Below are 17,003 nucleotides of genomic sequence, written 5' to 3' on the forward strand. Positions count from 1 at the left end.
ATTAGGAGGAAATTAAAATGAATAATAATATTCCAGAAACTATGAACATTTCAATATTAAATAAACCATTTGAGATGGAACTTAAAGAAGTAGACGTTCCTAAATTAGGACCTACAGATGTTTTAGTAAAAGTGATGGCGGTAGGTGTTTGTGGATCGGATGTTCATTATTATGAACACGGTCGTGTAGGGGAATTTGTTGTTGAAAAACCATTGATTTTAGGACATGAATGTTCAGGGATCGTTGCTGATATCGGCTCAAAAGTAACACATTTTAAACCCGGGGATAGAGTTGCTATTGAACCTGGAGTTCCCTGTGGAGAGTGCGAATACTGTAAAGCTGGTAAATATAACTTATGTCCTGATGTTAAGTTTTTAGCTACGCCTCCTATTGATGGTGCTTTTAGTCAATATATAAGTCATCCTGAAGGATTTTTATTCCATATTCCTGATGCACTATCATATGAAGAAGCAACATTAAATGAACCATTTTCAGTTGGCGTACAAGCATGTAAACGTGCAAACGTTCAACCAGGTTCCACGGTAGTAATAATGGGTATGGGCCCAGTTGGTTTGATGGCTGTTGTAGCAGCAAAAGCTTTTGGTGCTACAAGAATTATAGTGTCAGATCTTGAACAAATAAGATTGAATGAGGCATTAGAACTTGGTGCAACACATGTTATAAATATTAAAGAAGAAGATGTTATCACCCGTATCAATGAAATAACAAATCATAACGGTGTAGATTATGCTTTTGAAACTGCAGGTAATCCAACAGCCTTACAAAATGCACTAGCGGTCTTGAACAATGGCGGAACTTTAGCAATAGTTGGCTTGCCACAACAAGAAAATATTGAGTTAAATATACCTTTTATTGCTAACCATGAAATTAATGTCGTAGGTATCTTTAGATATGCCAATACTTATCCAATGGGCATTGAGATGTTATCTTCAACTGCAGCTAATTTAAATACAATGTTTACCGATTCATATGATTTGGAAGATGCACAAGAGGCAATGGAAAGAGCAAGAACCAATAAAAGCGGATCATTAAAAGTTATGGTTTATCCTAATGGGAAATTAAAGTAATAGTATTATAAGAAGATCTAAAATCACTGCCTGAAAGTGATTTTAGATCTCTTTTCAAATGAGCAACTTTAGCACATTTGTTGAGAATGCAGTGCGATACCATTAGTGTTAATGGGTGCATAAAGTTTAATTCTGGGAATGGAATATAACTATGATGATAGATGGCAATAAAAGCCTAGAGATATAGCACGAAACATTCTCTTAGAATATTATATATCTTAAAATGTATTGTTACAATATAAAATTCAAAAAATTTAAAATAAATAAATGATATGCGTTATAAATAAAAAATAGGTGCTTATTTGTAGTGATATAAAATTAAGCTTTGAATTAATTGAAGAGCAATGATAATTACTTATTTTTTTGATAAAGTTCAAATGCTTTGTACAGAAATATTAGGGAAGATACAATTAAAAATAAAGTGAATAATCCGTTAAAAATAGGATTGCTGAAAAATTGGAAAATAGTAACTGAACTTAATGATTCTAAAAATACTGAACCGGTTGTTTTTATTTGTAAGAAGTCAAAAGAAAGTAAAATCAAAGTAATCATCAACATGTAACCTACGGCGATAAAAAAGAGGTTTAGTAAATCTAATACAAACATCCTTCTCATAACAACCAGCCTCCCTTCTTACTGTTCTATAACCGATTTGTAGTGTAATAAAGCTATATTTAAAGAAATTTACAAAAAATTAACAAACGATAGAGTGAATATCTTTACAATTGTCCTTATCAATTTACATAAAAATAAAAATGAGAATAAACTGTTTGACTTTGTTGAAATGTGATAAAGAATAAGTAAATGTGTGTTTTGAATAGGAGGTTTAAAATGTATAAAGCAATTATTTTTGATGTTTATGGAACACTTTTTGACATGTCCTCTTTAAAAAAAGGTATGACGCAATTTGATGATGAACAAGCAACATCAATTTCAAAGCTGTGGAGAAAAACGCAATTAAATCACATGTTTTTAAAACAAATTATGCAAAGATATATTTCCTTTGATGAGTTAACGAAAGAAGCTTTACGTTATACAATGGATGAACACAAAATACAATATGATCGTGAAGATATAAACAGGTTGTTTGATGCTTTTTTAAATTTAGAGTATTTTTACGAAGTACCTAAAATACTCGCGCAACTTAATAATATGAATATCGATGTTGGTATACTATCTAATGGAAATGATAATATGCTTAGACCATTGATTGATAATTCTGAGTTAGGGGAAAATATTAATACAGTTATGAGCGTTAATGAAATTAAACAATATAAACCCAGCCCTGCAAGTTATGCATTGATTTTGAAATATCATCATCTGAAAAGAGAAGAGATATTATTTGTTTCTTCTAATTCTTGGGACGTAACAGGAGCAACCAATTTCGGTTTTGATACAGCTTGGGTGAATAGACAAAATGGACATTTTGATTATAATGGACAAAATCCTACAATAACAGTTAATAATTTAAATGAATTAATTAATTGGTTAGAGATGAATAAATAAACATTTAAGATTGTCCAGAGAGTATTTACAGTCATTAAAAGTGAAAAATCATCATAATGGCTAATCCATACGAAGTGGATTAGCCATTTATTTGAGTATGCAGTTTCTGTATCAAGCTTTGTTTAGTAATCGTAAGAGAGTTATTTCACGTGCTTAGTGATTTTATTTAGCCGTATTTAAATATTGTGGTAATAACTGGCTATATAAATCTATAAAAGTTAGATAAGTATCTTTATAAACATATTCATCAACTTGATGTGCTTGTCCGGTCTCACCTGGGCCATACATTACAAATGAGAAACTTTCATCTTTATCTTTCATTAAATATGATGCATCTGTAGTTGCAGTAGAAGAAGTCACATCCAGATTTCTATCAAAATAGGAATCACCTAAAGATTTAGCTAATTTTAAGAATGTATTATCTCCCTTAGTATATACAGGATCGCGGTTTACATAAGGGTTAACAGTTATATCGGCGTCACTTTCTTGGTTAACTTGATCTTTTATACTGTTAAATAACGCCTCAAATTTATTATTATCATAATCTGGTATGGTACGCATGTTAAACAGTGATTCAGCATAGGCTGGTATAGAATTGACTTGGTCGCCACCGGATATGATTGTTGAATTCATTGTTGGCGTACCGAGCAACTCACTTTTAATATCAACTTTGTTATACGCTTTATTTAAATAATGAATAAAATCGACCAATGGATTAATCGCATTATAACCTAATTCAGGCATTGAGCTGTGTGAAGATTTACCTTTGGATATCACTTGAATATCCATGGTACCTTTATGTGTATAAACAATGCCATCTTGTGAAGGCTCTGCGATTAATAGGGCTTCGACGTCATCCATATAGCCTTTTTCATGTAATAATGCAGCGCCGTCACTCGTTACTTCTTCTCCTGCAGTCGCCATAAATCTGATAGTACCTTGATTTAATGTACCTGCTTCTTTAATTTCTATTAAACTAATTGCTAAAGCGGCTAGTCCTGATTTCATATCTGCAGAGCCACGTCCGTGTAATCTTCCTTGATTATCTTCTGTAAGCTTAAATGGGTCATAATTCCATAAATTTTCATCACCTGTAGTGACAACGTCCATATGCCCTGAAATACCAACCACAGGTTTTCCGTTACCAATTTCTGCAACTAAGTTAGCTCTTGTGTTTTCGCCTTCCAGTTTTTCGATTTTAGTTTGAATTCCGTATTTATTAAATAAATCTTGTAAATAATGTGCGACATCAAGTTCTTTTTCGTTCACAGATTGAATTTCAACAATGTCAGACAATATCTTTACACGCTCATCATTAGAAAATACTGACATACAAACACATCCTTTATATATATTGAATACTTTAGTATCTACCACATTATTAATTTTTAAAACTATAAAAGGATTGATGCAAAAAAATATGCTTTGTTAGATAATGAGTTGTGCTATACTTATAATGAATCTTTTGATTTAGACAAAGGAGCATGCGTGACATGAAAAAATGGGGAAGTAGACTTGTCACATTAATTGGTGTGGCACTCATTATAATAGCAATTTATTTATTTATGAAACCAAAGATTGATAATTATTTTACTCAAAAAGACAATGAAAATAAAATAGAACATTATGACCAACAATCTAAAACTTCTGAAAAAAAGAAAGTAGAAATACCTAAAGATAAGACAAAGATGGCAGGTTATTTATCAATTCCTGATGCAGATATTAAAACACCTGTTTATCCTGGCCCGGCCACGCCGAAACAATTAGATAGAGGCGTAAGTTTTGTGGAATCAAACGAATCATTAGAGGATCAAAATATCGCAATTGCAGGTCATACATTAACGGGTCATTCGGATTATCAATTTTCTAGGTTACCTGAAACGAAAAAGGGAAGCAAAGTTTATTTTAAAGTTGGAGATGAGCGAAGAACGTATCAGATTACTAAAATTTATGATGTGAAACCAGATGAAGTTGAAGTGTTGGACGAACAAGCATCGAATAAGAAGCAACTAACATTAATTACATGTGATAATTACAATGAACAAACAGGTGAGTGGGAAGATAGAAAAATATTTATTGCCGAAGCACTATAACATGCACCGTTAAATAAAAAATCATATAAAAAGTCCGTATTCATTACCAAGTAAAAACATGGGTTTGAATACGGGCTTTTTTAAATGTTAATTTTCAATTGCTTGAATAAATCTTTTGGTGATTTCTTTAGGGCGTGTAATCGCACCTCCGACGACTGTACAATGAACATTTAAGGCTGTAACTTGTTTAAACATTTCAGGTGTGATGACATTTCCTTCAGCTATAACTTTTGCATGAACATGTGAAATCACATCTTTTAAAAATTTGAAGTTATCTTCATACAAAATATGTCCTTTAGTATAAGCAGTATAGCCTCGAAGGGTCGTTCCTATGTAATCAAAACCTAATTTATCAGCATATTGTGCTTCTTCAAGTGTAGAGATATCAGCCATAATTTCTATATTTGGTGCTTGCTGACGTATATAAGAAACAAGTTCTTGTAATGATTCTTCAGGACGCTCCTGCTTTGTAGCATCCAAGGCAATAACTTCACATTTGCTTTCTAGTAATTCATCGACTTCTTTACGTGTTGCGGTGATAAAAACATCAGAATTTGCATAGTCTCTTTTGACAATACCGATGATAGGTAAATTCACCTCTTGTTTTATCGCCATAATGTCTTCTTTAGAGTTTGCTCTAATGCCAACAGCACCACCTTCATATGCAGCTAAAGCCATTTTTGACATGATAAAAGATGAATGTAACGGCTCATTTTCCAAGGCTTGACATGAGACAATTAATCCTTGTGGTAACATAATAATACACTCCGTAACTTTAGTAGATTTAATAAAATACTTTACTATCTAATAGATTTATATTTTTAATATAACACCAAGAAAATAATAATCAATATATTTCATTGTTATGAAAAACATTTTCATTTATACTATAGCTATGATTGGGATGGGAGGATAGATAATATGAAATTTGAAAATCGCCTGCAACGTTACCATCATTTATTTACTAAAACAGATAAACAAATCGTAGCGTATATTCAAAACAATGACTTTGACGACACATTTTCAACAATTAATTCATTAGCATATGCGATTGGTACTTCGCCTGCAACGATTACAAGATTTAGCAATAAATTAGATTATGAGAACTTTCAAGATTTGAAGTTTAATTTACAGCAAGAAATGTCGGAAAGAGTAATAGAAAATAGTCCTTTAATTCAACGTATTCATAAATATCATCAAAATATTATTCAGCAAACAGGAGAATTTATTTCTGATGAAAAAATTCAAAGTTTTGTTAACCAAATTATTCGAAGTAGACAAATCATTTATGCAGGTCTTGGTAGTTCTGGATTATCAGCTACAGAATTTTACTATCGTATGATGAGAATGGGTTTGAAAGGGAATGTGTCTACAGATGCTCATCAAATGAAAATATTTGCTTCTTTGTTATCAGCATCAGATACATTTGTTGCGATTTCAAATAGTGGTGAAACTACAGAGCTTATAGCTGCAGCCAAAGTAGCACATGAACGTGGGGCTTATGTCGTAGTTATAACGAATTATGAAGGAAGTCCAATTACTGAGTGTGCAGATTTAGTGCTCATAACAACTGATCAATCTAGAAATAAAGACACACAATTTATTAATACTCAAATCGCAACATTGTTTTTAATAGATATTGTCAGTTACTTATTATTAGATGATACATATATGCATAATGTATATCAACATACGAAAAAAGTAGTGTTAAATGAATAGAGTCTTTGTGAACGTAAACACGTAAATAAATGTTACGAGGTTCGTTAGGCATATAAGTATCCTTGATTAAAACAAAAACGCCAAATTCTATTGAGATTATATAGAATTTGGCGTTTTTGTAGTCCATGGACATTAAAATGGTGGATATATTTCAAAGTATGAAGAAACAGGTAAGTGCTGTGCTCGCTTAATTGTGTTTATTTATGACCGCTTTCTTCGTGTGCAACAGTAAATACCTGTATAAACGAAAAATTGGCTTAATATCAATATTTTTTTGATAGTAGGATTTTTGATGGTTTTGGTTCATAAAGGACGCAATTTTCATGGCTATAACAGCATAACGTCGTCAATAGCTGTTTTAAAATTTAGAGACTGCGCCATAAAGTGCAGCATGATTCTGTGTACGCGTTGTTTGTATATGAGCATGACCGTATTGCTCAGGTAAGTAATGTTCGACTTTAGGTACGATGTATTTTAATAAATTTTTTCCTTGTGAAGAAACACCGCCACCGATCAGAATTAAACCGGGATCATAAATAATCTGTATTTGAGCGATACCTTCTGCGATTGAATCACTCCATTGATTGAGTATAGATAATGCAAGATTATCTTGTTGATCTGCGAGTTCAAATAATTTTGGTACATTATCTTGATAAATAAATCCTTTTTCTAACATGAGTGTTTTTAAGGCAGTTGTTGAGGCACGTTGTTCGAATGTTTTGTTTGTTTGTCTATCAAAAAGTAAATAACCAATTTCATTAGCACGATTTCGTTCCCCGTTGTATAGTTGGGAATATTTATTATAAAAAGCGCCCCCAATTCCTGTACCCAGTGTTAAGCAAAAAATATTTTGTGCGCTGTAATCATGGAAAACCAATTCCCCTAACAAAGCTGCATTGACATCGTTAAATACATTCACCTGAGCATATAATGGTTTAAGCAAACACTTGAAGTCAGTACCTACATAATTAGGTATGGTTGGACCAGCGTATTCAACTATGCCACGGCGTTCGTCTATAACGCCTGCGCTAGAAATGCCGACATAAAGTGGGGACATTTGATAAGATTTTTGAAACGTCATTACAATGTTATAAATTTTATCCTCAATAAATGTATCTATGTTGTTAGGGGTAGGTGTTTTGATATATTCTATAAAATTTAATGATTGATCAACTACAGCTGCTTTAATTTCTGTCCCTCCAATATCAATAGCAATCTTATATGGATGCATATACAAATCCTCCTTAATTTTTAAAAGAAATCGATATTGAAAAAAATTTTCACTTATATTGTTTCGAAATGATGTATTTTTTCAAAATTCTATTGCCACACTCTATGATAGCGTTTACAATTTGAACTGTAAATAGAATAAATAAAAGATATTTTTTAAAGCATTATACAGTTATATAAATGATTTTGAATAATAACTTAAATATATAGATGGAGGGTTATACGATGGAAGAGAATTTAAAAGGTTTATATGCAGCATTATTAGTACCATTTGATGAAGATGGTCAGGTTAAAGAGAAAGGATTGGCGCAAATTGCTCAAAATGCCATTGAAACTGAAGGCTTAGATGGACTTTATGTTAACGGCAGCTCAGGTGAAAACTTCTTATTAAATAAAGAACAAAAGAAACAAGTTTTTAAAGTTGCGAAAGAGGCGGTTAATAAAAATGTAAAAATGATTGCTCAAGTTGGGTCGTTAGATTTAAACGAAGCAATAGAGTTAGGTAAATATGCAACTGAATTAGGATATGATGCGATTTCAGCAGTTACACCGTTCTATTATCCATTTTCATTTGAAGAAATCAAAGATTACTATTTTGAATTAATTGAAGCGACACAAAATAATTTAATTATTTATGCAATTCCAGACTTAACTGGCGTTAACATTTCTATAGAACAATTTGGTGAATTATTTAATCATGAAAAAGTGGTTGGCGTAAAATATACAGCCCCTAATTTTTTCCTATTAGAACGTATTCGAAAAGCGTATCCAGATAAATTAATACTTTCAGGTTTTGATGAAATGTTAGTGCAAGCAGCTATTTCTGGTGTGGATGGCGCAATTGGGTCTACTTATAACGTTAATGGTAGACGCGCAAGACAAATTTTTGAAAAAGCTAAAAGCGGTCAAATTGATGAAGCATATCAAATTCAGCATGATACTAACGACATAATTGAAAATGTGTTGTCTATGGGCATTTATTCTACATTAAAAGAAATTTTAGCGACACGTGGCATTGACGGAGGTTTACCGAAACGCCCATTTAAACCATTCAATGAAAATAACAGAGCTAAATTAGAAACATTAATTAACAAATACGATTTGTAGGTTACCGTATAAGGGGATGAATTAAATGGAACAAGTTGGTTTTGGTACATGGAACTGGATAGCAGTAGTTATTTACCTTTTAGTTATGCTTTTAGTCGGAGCATATTTTACCAAACGCGCAAGCCAAAGTACAGATAGTTTCTTTACGGCTAGTGGTCGTTTGCCTTCATGGGCAGTAGGGTTCTCTATCTATGCAACGACTTTGAGTGCGATTACTTTTATGTCTACGCCAGAAAAAGCATTTTTAACAGACTGGTCATATATTGCAGGTAATATTGCGATTGTAGCAATTATTCCTTTACTTATTTACTTTTATGTACCATTTTTTAAAAAATTAAAAGTGACATCTGCGTATGAATATTTAGAGGCACGTTTTGGACCTAGTATTCGTGTTATTGGTTCATTACTATTTGTATTATTCCATATTGGGAGAGTAGCCATTGTCATTTATTTACCTACATTAGCGATTACATCTGTGTCAGATATGAACCCGTATGTTGTGGCAAGTTTGGTTGGTATCTTATGTATTCTTTATACATTTCTTGGAGGTTTCGAAGGTGTAGTATGGAGTGATTTCATTCAAGGTGTCATTCTATTAGGTGGGGCAGCAGCAATTATTATTTTAGGTGTCGTCCACATTCAAGGGGGAATGGGCACCGTTGTCAGTGATGCACTGGAACATAATAAAATCATTAGTGCTGATAACTGGAAATTTAATACTGCCGCGGCAGCAATTCCTATCATCTTTTTAGGAAACATTTTTAATAACTTGCATCAATACACAGCAAGTCAAGATGTGGTACAACGTTATCAAGCGTCAGATTCTATATCAGAAACTAAAAAGTCTTTATGGACGAACGGGTTATTAGCTTTAATATCAGCGCCCTTATTCTATGGTATGGGAACAATGATGTACTCATTTTATAGTCATGAAAGTGCATTGCCTAAAGATTTTAATACTTCATCTGTAGTACCATACTTTATACTTACTGAAATGCCACCATTTGTTGCTGGATTATTGATAGCGGCAATATTTGCAGCGGCACAATCAACCATTTCTTCAAGTTTAAATTCAATTTCAGCTTGTATTTCTGTTGATATTAAGCACAGATTCTTCGGCAAGAAAAATGAAAAAAGCGAAGTAGGATTTGCGAGATGGATGATTATTCTTTCAGGTTTATTTGGATTCGGCATGTCTATTTATCTAATTGCAGCAGATTCTAATGACCTTTGGGATCTATTCTTGTTAATTACTGGATTAGTGGGTGTGCCATTGGCTGGTGTGTTTGCGGTTGGTATATTCACACGTCGTACGAATACATTCGGTGTGCTGATGGGATTAATTTTTGGAATTATTTTTGCTTATATCTTTAATGGTATGGGTGGCGGTAATTCACCATTCTATGTATCAATTATTTCGTTTATAGTAGCCTTTGTTTTCTCTTATATCATAAGTATTATTGTGCCAGGCAAACAAAAAGACATTACTGGTTTAACCATCTATGATATTAAAGAAAAATCTAATTATGTCTCTATTGTCCGTATGAAAGAAGACGATCAAGAAGTCTAAAGTTTTATGTAGTTAGGTATAATAAATGATGCGTTGAATTGTTATAAAACAATTTACTTCTGTTTATCTCAAAATATTTTTGAGAAAATGAATACGTTATATAAGGTAGGTAGAATGAAGCATATTGTGTATATGCGTTCTATTCTGCCTCTTTTTTTAATTTTTGAAAATCATGTTATTTACAGCATAAAATACGTGATTCATTTTAATTCCTCGAAAATTATGGATATAATGAATTACAGATATAAGCAGAGTATTCGAGGGGATGATAAGTATGATAAAAGCAATCGCAGTAGATATGGATGGTACATTTTTGGATTCAAAAAAACAATATGATCAAGAAAGGTTTAATCGTATCTTTCAACAATTAAAAAATGAAAATATTAAATTTATAGCAGCAAGTGGTAATCAATACGCAAAATTAAAATCTATTTTTGGAGATAAAGCTATGTTTTTTGTTGCGGAAAACGGTGCGGTTATTTATGAAGACAATACGTTGTATGATTATCAAGCATTTGAAAAAGATGTTTTCCATAATATTGTTAATTACTTAAACATCACGCGTGGTATCAATGAAATAATTGTTTGTGGCGTAAAAAGTGCTTACATATTAAAGAATAATGGACAATCATTTAAAAAAGATGCACATTTTTATTACCGACAATTAAAAGAAATAGCATCCTTGCAAAATTTACCAGAAGACGAATATGTAAAAATAGCCTTAAATATAGATAGAACAACACATCCAACACTTGATGAAGATTTGTCAAATCGCTTTTCACAAGATTTATCACTTGTATCGAGTGGTCGAGATAGTATCGATATCATTTTACCTGGTATGACCAAAGGTAATGCGTTAGCAAGATTATTAAAAAAATGGGAACTATCGGAAGATGAACTCATGGCTTTTGGAGATGCAAATAATGATTTAGATATGCTGCAATTAGCAACACATAGTTATGTAATGGAAAATTGTGAAGATGAAACCTTATTCGAAATTGCAAAGTATGTAGCACCGTCAAATGATAAACAAGGTGTTTTATCAATTATTGAAGATAAAGTACTAAAATGAAAAATTAATATTTAAAATTTTGGCAGTATTACGCTTAAACATATTACTTTCATCCGTCTAACAACCTATCTTATACTAAAAAATATAAGCTACGAATGGAAAGGAAGGCAAACAAGAAATGAATGATATGCAACAGACAATTATAAATGCGTTTAATTTTAGACATGCAACAAAAAGGTTTGATTCAGATAAAAAGATAAGTGAAAGTGAATTTAACACAATCTTAGAAGCGGGTAGATTGTCTCCAAGTTCTCTAGGATTAGAACCGTGGAAATTTATCGTAGTACAAAATTCTGAAATTAGAAATAAGTTAAAAGAAATAAGTTGGGGTGCAAAAGGGCAGTTAGAGACAGCAAGCCATTTTGTAATTTTATTAGCGCGAAAAAACGTAACTTCTAAATCACCATTTGTACAACATATGATTCGAGACATTAAACAATATAGCGAAGACAGTATACCTGCTACAGAAGAAAAATTTGATAATTTCCAAACAAGTTTCCATATTAATGATAGTGCGCAGACATTGTTGGAGTGGGCTAAAAAACAAACATATATTGCACTAGGTAATATGATGACGAGTGCAGCATTATTAAATATTGATTCTTGCCCTATGGAAGGATTTGATTTAGATGCTGTTACGCAATTTTTAAGTGATGAAGGCTTGATGGATGAAGCGCATTTTGCACCATCTGTAATGGTTGCATTCGGTTATAGAGAAAGCGCAGCAAAAGAAAAAGTACGTCAACCTCAATCACATGTAGTAGAGTGGGTTGAATAATAAGCATTACGAGGACTCAAATATTTAAAATTCATAAAAAAGAAAGCCAATTCATTCATACAATGTATTGAATTATAAACGTCAATTTCTGTTGTCATTACAGAAATTGACGTTTTCTTTGTTTTATGAACTTTAAAAGTGAGTTAAATTATTATACTGATGGCGTGTGATGTCACTGTTTTTAAGTTTTATCAGCAATTAATGACATATTATTGTGTAATCTAATACTTAAACCATCTATAAAAAAAGTTTCTTCAGTATCGATACTTGGTTTATAAATATCGATATGGGCTAATCCATAGCTTGTATCATTTTCAACTCTAGGTAAGCGTGATTGCCAAGTATTTACTGCAATATGGTGATGATAATATTTAGATGACATAAATAGAGCTTGCGGGAAGTTAGAAATATGCTGGAGACCTAGTTGCTCAATGTAAAAATGTTGAGCGATGGTTAAGTCGGATGTTTTCAAATGCAAATGTCCAATCTTCGCATTATTTGGCATTTCATCCCAGCCCATCTCTGTTCTTTGATTAAGTAAATCATTCGTATCTACTTGTAACGTATCCATTTTCACTTTATCATTTTCCCACAACCATACAGACTTAGGTCTGTCGAAATAAACTTCAATGCCATTCCCTTCTGGATCATTAAGGTATAAAGCTTCACTTACTAGATGATCTCCACCACCAACCGGAATGTTTGATTGCGAAATATGAAATAAGAAATTAGCTAAGTCTTTGCGGTCGGGCAGTAGAAATGCTACGTGAAATAGTCCTGCTTCACTTAAAGAAGGCTGACGTCCCTCTGGTATTTCACATAACGTAATTGTATGGCCGCTCAAACCTACTTGCAAAACTGCAGAAGTATCATTTGTTGATACCACTTTAAGTCCTAAAATATGTGAATAAAAATTCAACATCGTTTGTAAATTTTTAATGTTTAAGGTGATATTTGTTACTTGAATTGCTGATTTATCGTGAAAAGTCATCGCCTTGCTCCTTTATATTCGGTTATGAGTTATAGATACAAATTAATATAAAAAGTATACCAAGTCAATTTAATTGTCTCATGACGTAGAATTACATAAAGTTTAATATCACTTATATATTTACATTTAACAACATATGGTAATATGTGAACATGGACAATTTGGAGGATGGAGTGGGGTGAGCGTATGCAAGTTTTTTGGAAATTGGGATGGTTTTTCAAACAACATAAAGGCAGTTATCTTATTGGATTGAGTACATTATTTTTAATTGCTTTAATTGAAATTTTACCTCCACAGATTATAGGTAAAACTATTGACGATATGGTGGGAAACAAATTAACGCCTAAACTATTAATGATTTATCTTTTGGTATTAGTATTGGTAGCAATTTTAACTTATGTATTAAGGTATATATGGAGATTATCAATATTTGGAACTAGTCAAAAGTTGGGGCAAGTATTAAGAACATATTTATATAAAAAGTATACAGTTATGAGTGCTATCTTTTATCAAAATCGAAGAACTGGTGATTTAATGGCACATGCAACTAATGATATAAGAGCAGTACAAAATGCCGCGGGTGCTGGAATATTGATGATTGCAGATTCTTTGATAACTGGTGGAACAGTGGTGATTACAATGGCTGTAACAGTAAGCTGGAAATTAACATTGATTGCAATGATACCACTACCTTTTATGGTATTGTTAACAAGTTTTTATGGATCGTTACTTAGTAAAGGATTTAAAAAAGCACAAGCAGCGTTTAGTAGATTGAACGATAAGACTCAAGAAAGTGTTGCTGGTATCAAAGTAACTAAGACATTCGGTTATGAAGCGAGTGACCAACAAGATTTTAAAGATTTAAGTGATGATGTGGTTGATAAAAATTTAAAAGTTTCGAAAATTGATGCATTATTTGATCCAACAATCACATTAGTGATAGGAATGAGTTACTTTTTATCAATCGTATTTGGTGCAAAATTGGTTTTTAATAATACAATCACACTTGGTCAACTGATTACGTTCACGACATATTTAGGGATGCTCGTTTGGCCATTACTAGCACTAGGACTATTTTTTAATATCGTTCAAAGGGCAAAGGCATCATATGAACGAATTGAAGAAATAGAAAATACCCCTAATGATATAGATACAGATTATAAACTTAACACTAGACCCGTTGGAAATATTGAGTTTAATATTAAGAAATTTAATTTCCCGGGTGATTCGAAAGAAGGTATCTATAATGTACATTTTGAAGTTAGGGAGGGTACTACTGTGGGCATCGTTGGAAGAACTGGTTCAGGGAAAAGTACGCTGATTAGATTGCTACTTAGAGAGTATGATACAAAAGAAACGCATGAAATCACATATGGTGAGCATCCTATTCGAGATTATAATGTACAGCTTTTGAGAAATCAGTTTGGATATGTACCACAGGAACACTTTTTATTTTCAACTTCAATTCGTAATAATATTGCATTTAGTAATGAAAAAATAGGTGATAACCAAATATTTGCAGCAAGTCAAGCAAGTGATATTCATGAAGATATATTATCTTTTCCTGATCAATATCAAACAGTGGTAGGTGAAAGAGGCGTATCATTGTCAGGAGGACAAAAACAAAGAATATCCATTGCGAGAGCGCTATTAATAGACCCAGAGGTATTAATACTTGATGATTCCCTTTCTGCAGTAGATGCCAAAACCGAAGAAGTGATACTAAGCAATTTAAAAAAACTAAGAAAAGGAAAAACTAATATTATTACTGCGCATCGGATGAGTGCTGTGAAACAAGCGGATGAAATTATTGTTATGGATAAAGGAACGATTGTAGAAAAGGGCACACATTCTACTTTGATGAATCAAAAAGGATGGTATTACGAAACATATCGAGCTCAAGCTTTACAACAAAAGCTCACGCGTAATTTAGATGACTTAACGAAAGGGGACGATACCAATGGCTGAGAAAGTTAATTTAACTGCAAAAGATCAAGCTCAGGCTTTGATTAGGTTATTTAAGTATACGACCCCTTATAAAGGAACTATTGCTTTAGCGTTTTTAACGTTAACAATATCAACGATTGCAAGTATGTTGACGCCTTACTTAGTGAAAGTATTTATTGATGATTATCTTACGCCACGCGTTTTTCCCCAACAAGCAATGATATGGCTGATGATTATCTTTATTAGTATTCAAATAATAGGTGCAGTAACAATGTATTTAAGCCAATATCTTTTTCAATATCTTGCTTTTAAAGTGATCCAACAATTAAGAATTGACGCTTTTAATAAATTAGGTAAATTGGGAATGAAATATTTTGATAAGGTATCAGGTGGTAGTATAGTCTCTAGGTTAACGAATGACACTGAGACAATTGTTGATATGATTATAGGCGTATTTTCAACATTTCTTATAGCCTTTTTTATGATGATTTCTAGTTATATAATGATGTTTATTTTAGAGATGAGATTGGCTTTAATATCTTTAATATTTTTACCAGTTATTATATTTATTCTTGCGAGTTATCGTAAATACTCAGCTGTTTTATTTGCAAAATCTAGACAAAAATTGTCCGATTTAAATACAAAATTAGCAGAGTCTATAGAAGGCATGAAGATAATACAGGCGTTTAACCAAGAAAAAAGATTAAACAGTGAATTCAATCGTATTAATGATGAACATTATCAATATATGTTAAAAACTGTGAAACTTGATAGTTTATTATTGAGACCTGCAATAAGTTCTCTAGCTATTTTTGCGGTAGTTATGATTTTGGGATATTTTGGTATCATAAGCTTTACGACAGGTATTACGGCTGGCGTTGTATTTGCATTTGTTCAATATATGGAACGGTTTTTTGAACCAATTAATCAAGTGAGTCAAAATTTAAATATTTTGCAACAAGCTTTAGTTTCTGCGAGTAGGGTATTTACTTTAATTGATGATGACACATACGAACCTGAACAACAACCTGTACCATCGTACACAATTGAAGAAGGAAAGATTGAATTTAAAGAAGTCAGTTTTAGCTATGATGGAAAGACGGATGTATTAAAAAATATTAATTTTACCGTTAATCCTGGTGAAATGGTAGCTCTTGTTGGTCATACGGGTTCTGGGAAGAGTTCAATTATAAATTTGTTTATGCGTTTTTATGAATTTGAACGAGGGAGCATTAATGTGGATGGACATTCAATAAAAACAATCCCTAAACAAGAATTAAAACAGAAAATAGGGCTAGTGCTTCAAGACGCATTTATATTTTATGGTACGGTTGCATCAAATATTAAACTGTATCATCCTACGATGACATTTGAACAAGTAAAAGCTGCAGCAGAATTTGTACATGCGCATCATTTTATTGAAAAATTGTCAGGTCAGTATCAACATAGAGTGATTGAAAAAGGAAGCTCATTTTCAAGTGGTGAACGACAATTGATAGCATTTGCAAGAACAATTGCTACAAATCCTAAAATACTTATTTTAGATGAAGCGACAGCAAACATTGATTCTGAAACAGAGGAACAAATACAACAATCTTTGAATACAATGAGAAAGGGAAGAACCACTTTAGCCATTGCACACAGACTTTCTACGATTCAGGATGCAGATAAAATACTTGTATTAAATCACGGAGAAATTGTAGAGCAAGGTACACATGAAACGCTGATTAAAAAAAATGGTATTTATTATAATATGTATGCATTACAAAATGGTTAAATTACCCATTTTTGAACAAAATCAATGAAGTATGGAAATTAACGTTATTACAAAATTTAAATGAAACTAAACAATCAAAAGCCAAAATAAAAGGGGTGCAGTCAAAGAACTATTGAGGTAGCTCT

General features: G+C 32.2%; 15 protein-coding genes. 10 read left to right on the plus strand and 5 right to left on the minus strand.

Going from position 1 to position 17,003, the window contains the following annotated elements; translation table 11 throughout:
* Positions 1-17: 17 nt before the first annotated feature.
* Positions 18-1,088 carry an NAD(P)-dependent alcohol dehydrogenase gene (locus tag CD150_RS08980; RefSeq protein WP_073344219.1) on the plus strand — a complete coding sequence of 357 codons (1,071 nt, stop codon included), beginning with the start codon at positions 18-20 and terminating at the stop codon, positions 1,086-1,088.
* Positions 1,089-1,439: 351 nt separating this feature from the next.
* On the opposite strand, the gene CD150_RS08985 is transcribed toward CD150_RS08980, so the two are convergent.
* The gene (locus CD150_RS08985; protein ID WP_073344216.1) at positions 1,440-1,703 is read right to left on the minus strand and encodes a hypothetical protein; all 264 of its coding nucleotides are present in this window, start codon (positions 1,701-1,703) and stop codon (positions 1,440-1,442) included.
* A 216-nt stretch (positions 1,704-1,919) separates the two neighbouring features.
* Between CD150_RS08985 and CD150_RS08990 the strand changes: the two genes are divergently transcribed.
* A complete protein-coding gene (locus CD150_RS08990) occupies positions 1,920-2,594 on the plus strand; it encodes a haloacid dehalogenase type II (RefSeq protein WP_070657985.1) in 675 nt (224 codons plus the stop codon).
* 162 nt (positions 2,595-2,756) lie between these two features.
* On the opposite strand, the gene CD150_RS08995 is transcribed toward CD150_RS08990, so the two are convergent.
* Positions 2,757-3,926, minus strand: a complete 1,170-nt coding sequence (locus tag CD150_RS08995; RefSeq protein ID WP_103161509.1) for an ArgE/DapE family deacylase — start codon at positions 3,924-3,926, stop codon at positions 2,757-2,759.
* A 161-nt stretch (positions 3,927-4,087) separates the two neighbouring features.
* On the opposite strand from CD150_RS08995, the gene srtA reads away from it, so the two are divergent.
* Positions 4,088-4,687 carry a class A sortase SrtA gene (srtA, locus tag CD150_RS09000; RefSeq protein ID WP_019470047.1) on the plus strand — a complete coding sequence of 200 codons (600 nt, stop codon included), beginning with the start codon at positions 4,088-4,090 and terminating at the stop codon, positions 4,685-4,687.
* An 87-nt stretch (positions 4,688-4,774) separates the two neighbouring features.
* Here srtA and CD150_RS09005 read toward each other — a convergent pair whose 3' ends face one another.
* Positions 4,775-5,443, minus strand: a complete 669-nt coding sequence (locus CD150_RS09005; RefSeq protein WP_070037368.1) for an N-acetylmannosamine-6-phosphate 2-epimerase — start codon at positions 5,441-5,443, stop codon at positions 4,775-4,777.
* A 165-nt stretch (positions 5,444-5,608) separates the two neighbouring features.
* Between CD150_RS09005 and CD150_RS09010 the strand changes: the two genes are divergently transcribed.
* Positions 5,609-6,406, plus strand: coding sequence for a MurR/RpiR family transcriptional regulator (locus CD150_RS09010; protein WP_103161510.1), 798 nt, complete (start codon positions 5,609-5,611; stop codon positions 6,404-6,406).
* A 358-nt stretch (positions 6,407-6,764) separates the two neighbouring features.
* On the opposite strand, the gene CD150_RS09015 is transcribed toward CD150_RS09010, so the two are convergent.
* Entirely contained in the window at positions 6,765-7,637 is an 873-nt protein-coding gene (locus CD150_RS09015) for an ROK family protein (RefSeq protein ID WP_073344210.1), read from the minus strand.
* A gap of 224 nt (positions 7,638-7,861) precedes the next feature.
* Between CD150_RS09015 and CD150_RS09020 the strand changes: the two genes are divergently transcribed.
* The 4 genes from CD150_RS09020 (at position 7,862) to CD150_RS09035 (ending at position 12,163) form a co-directional block, all read left to right on the plus strand.
* Positions 7,862-8,743 carry an N-acetylneuraminate lyase gene (locus tag CD150_RS09020; protein ID WP_073344207.1) on the plus strand — a complete coding sequence of 294 codons (882 nt, stop codon included), beginning with the start codon at positions 7,862-7,864 and terminating at the stop codon, positions 8,741-8,743.
* A gap of 25 nt (positions 8,744-8,768) precedes the next feature.
* Positions 8,769-10,313, plus strand: a complete 1,545-nt coding sequence (locus tag CD150_RS09025; RefSeq protein ID WP_103161511.1) for a sodium:solute symporter family protein — start codon at positions 8,769-8,771, stop codon at positions 10,311-10,313.
* Positions 10,314-10,587: 274 nt separating this feature from the next.
* A complete protein-coding gene (locus CD150_RS09030) occupies positions 10,588-11,385 on the plus strand; it encodes a Cof-type HAD-IIB family hydrolase (protein WP_073344199.1) in 798 nt (265 codons plus the stop codon).
* Positions 11,386-11,503: 118 nt separating this feature from the next.
* Positions 11,504-12,163: an NAD(P)H-dependent oxidoreductase gene (locus CD150_RS09035; RefSeq protein WP_073344196.1), complete on the plus strand. Its 660-nt coding sequence runs from the start codon at positions 11,504-11,506 to the stop codon at positions 12,161-12,163.
* 181 nt (positions 12,164-12,344) lie between these two features.
* Here the strand turns inward: CD150_RS09035 and CD150_RS09040 are convergent, their stop codons facing one another.
* Positions 12,345-13,154, minus strand: a complete 810-nt coding sequence (locus tag CD150_RS09040) for a VOC family protein (protein WP_073344193.1) — start codon at positions 13,152-13,154, stop codon at positions 12,345-12,347.
* A 186-nt stretch (positions 13,155-13,340) separates the two neighbouring features.
* Between CD150_RS09040 and CD150_RS09045 the strand changes: the two genes are divergently transcribed.
* Together CD150_RS09045 and CD150_RS09050 are read left to right on the plus strand one after the other, a co-directional pair.
* On the plus strand, positions 13,341-15,122 hold the full coding sequence (locus CD150_RS09045; RefSeq protein WP_073344886.1) for an ABC transporter ATP-binding protein: 1,782 nt from the start codon (positions 13,341-13,343) through the stop codon (positions 15,120-15,122).
* Positions 15,115-16,878, plus strand: coding sequence for an ABC transporter ATP-binding protein (locus tag CD150_RS09050; RefSeq protein WP_073344189.1), 1,764 nt, complete (start codon positions 15,115-15,117; stop codon positions 16,876-16,878). The genes CD150_RS09045 and CD150_RS09050 overlap by 8 nt, the downstream gene beginning before the upstream one ends.
* Positions 16,879-17,003 lie beyond the last annotated feature (125 nt).

Origin of the sequence: Staphylococcus ureilyticus (assembly GCF_002902235.1) — a bacterium.
Lineage (GTDB): Bacteria > Bacillota > Bacilli > Staphylococcales > Staphylococcaceae > Staphylococcus > Staphylococcus ureilyticus.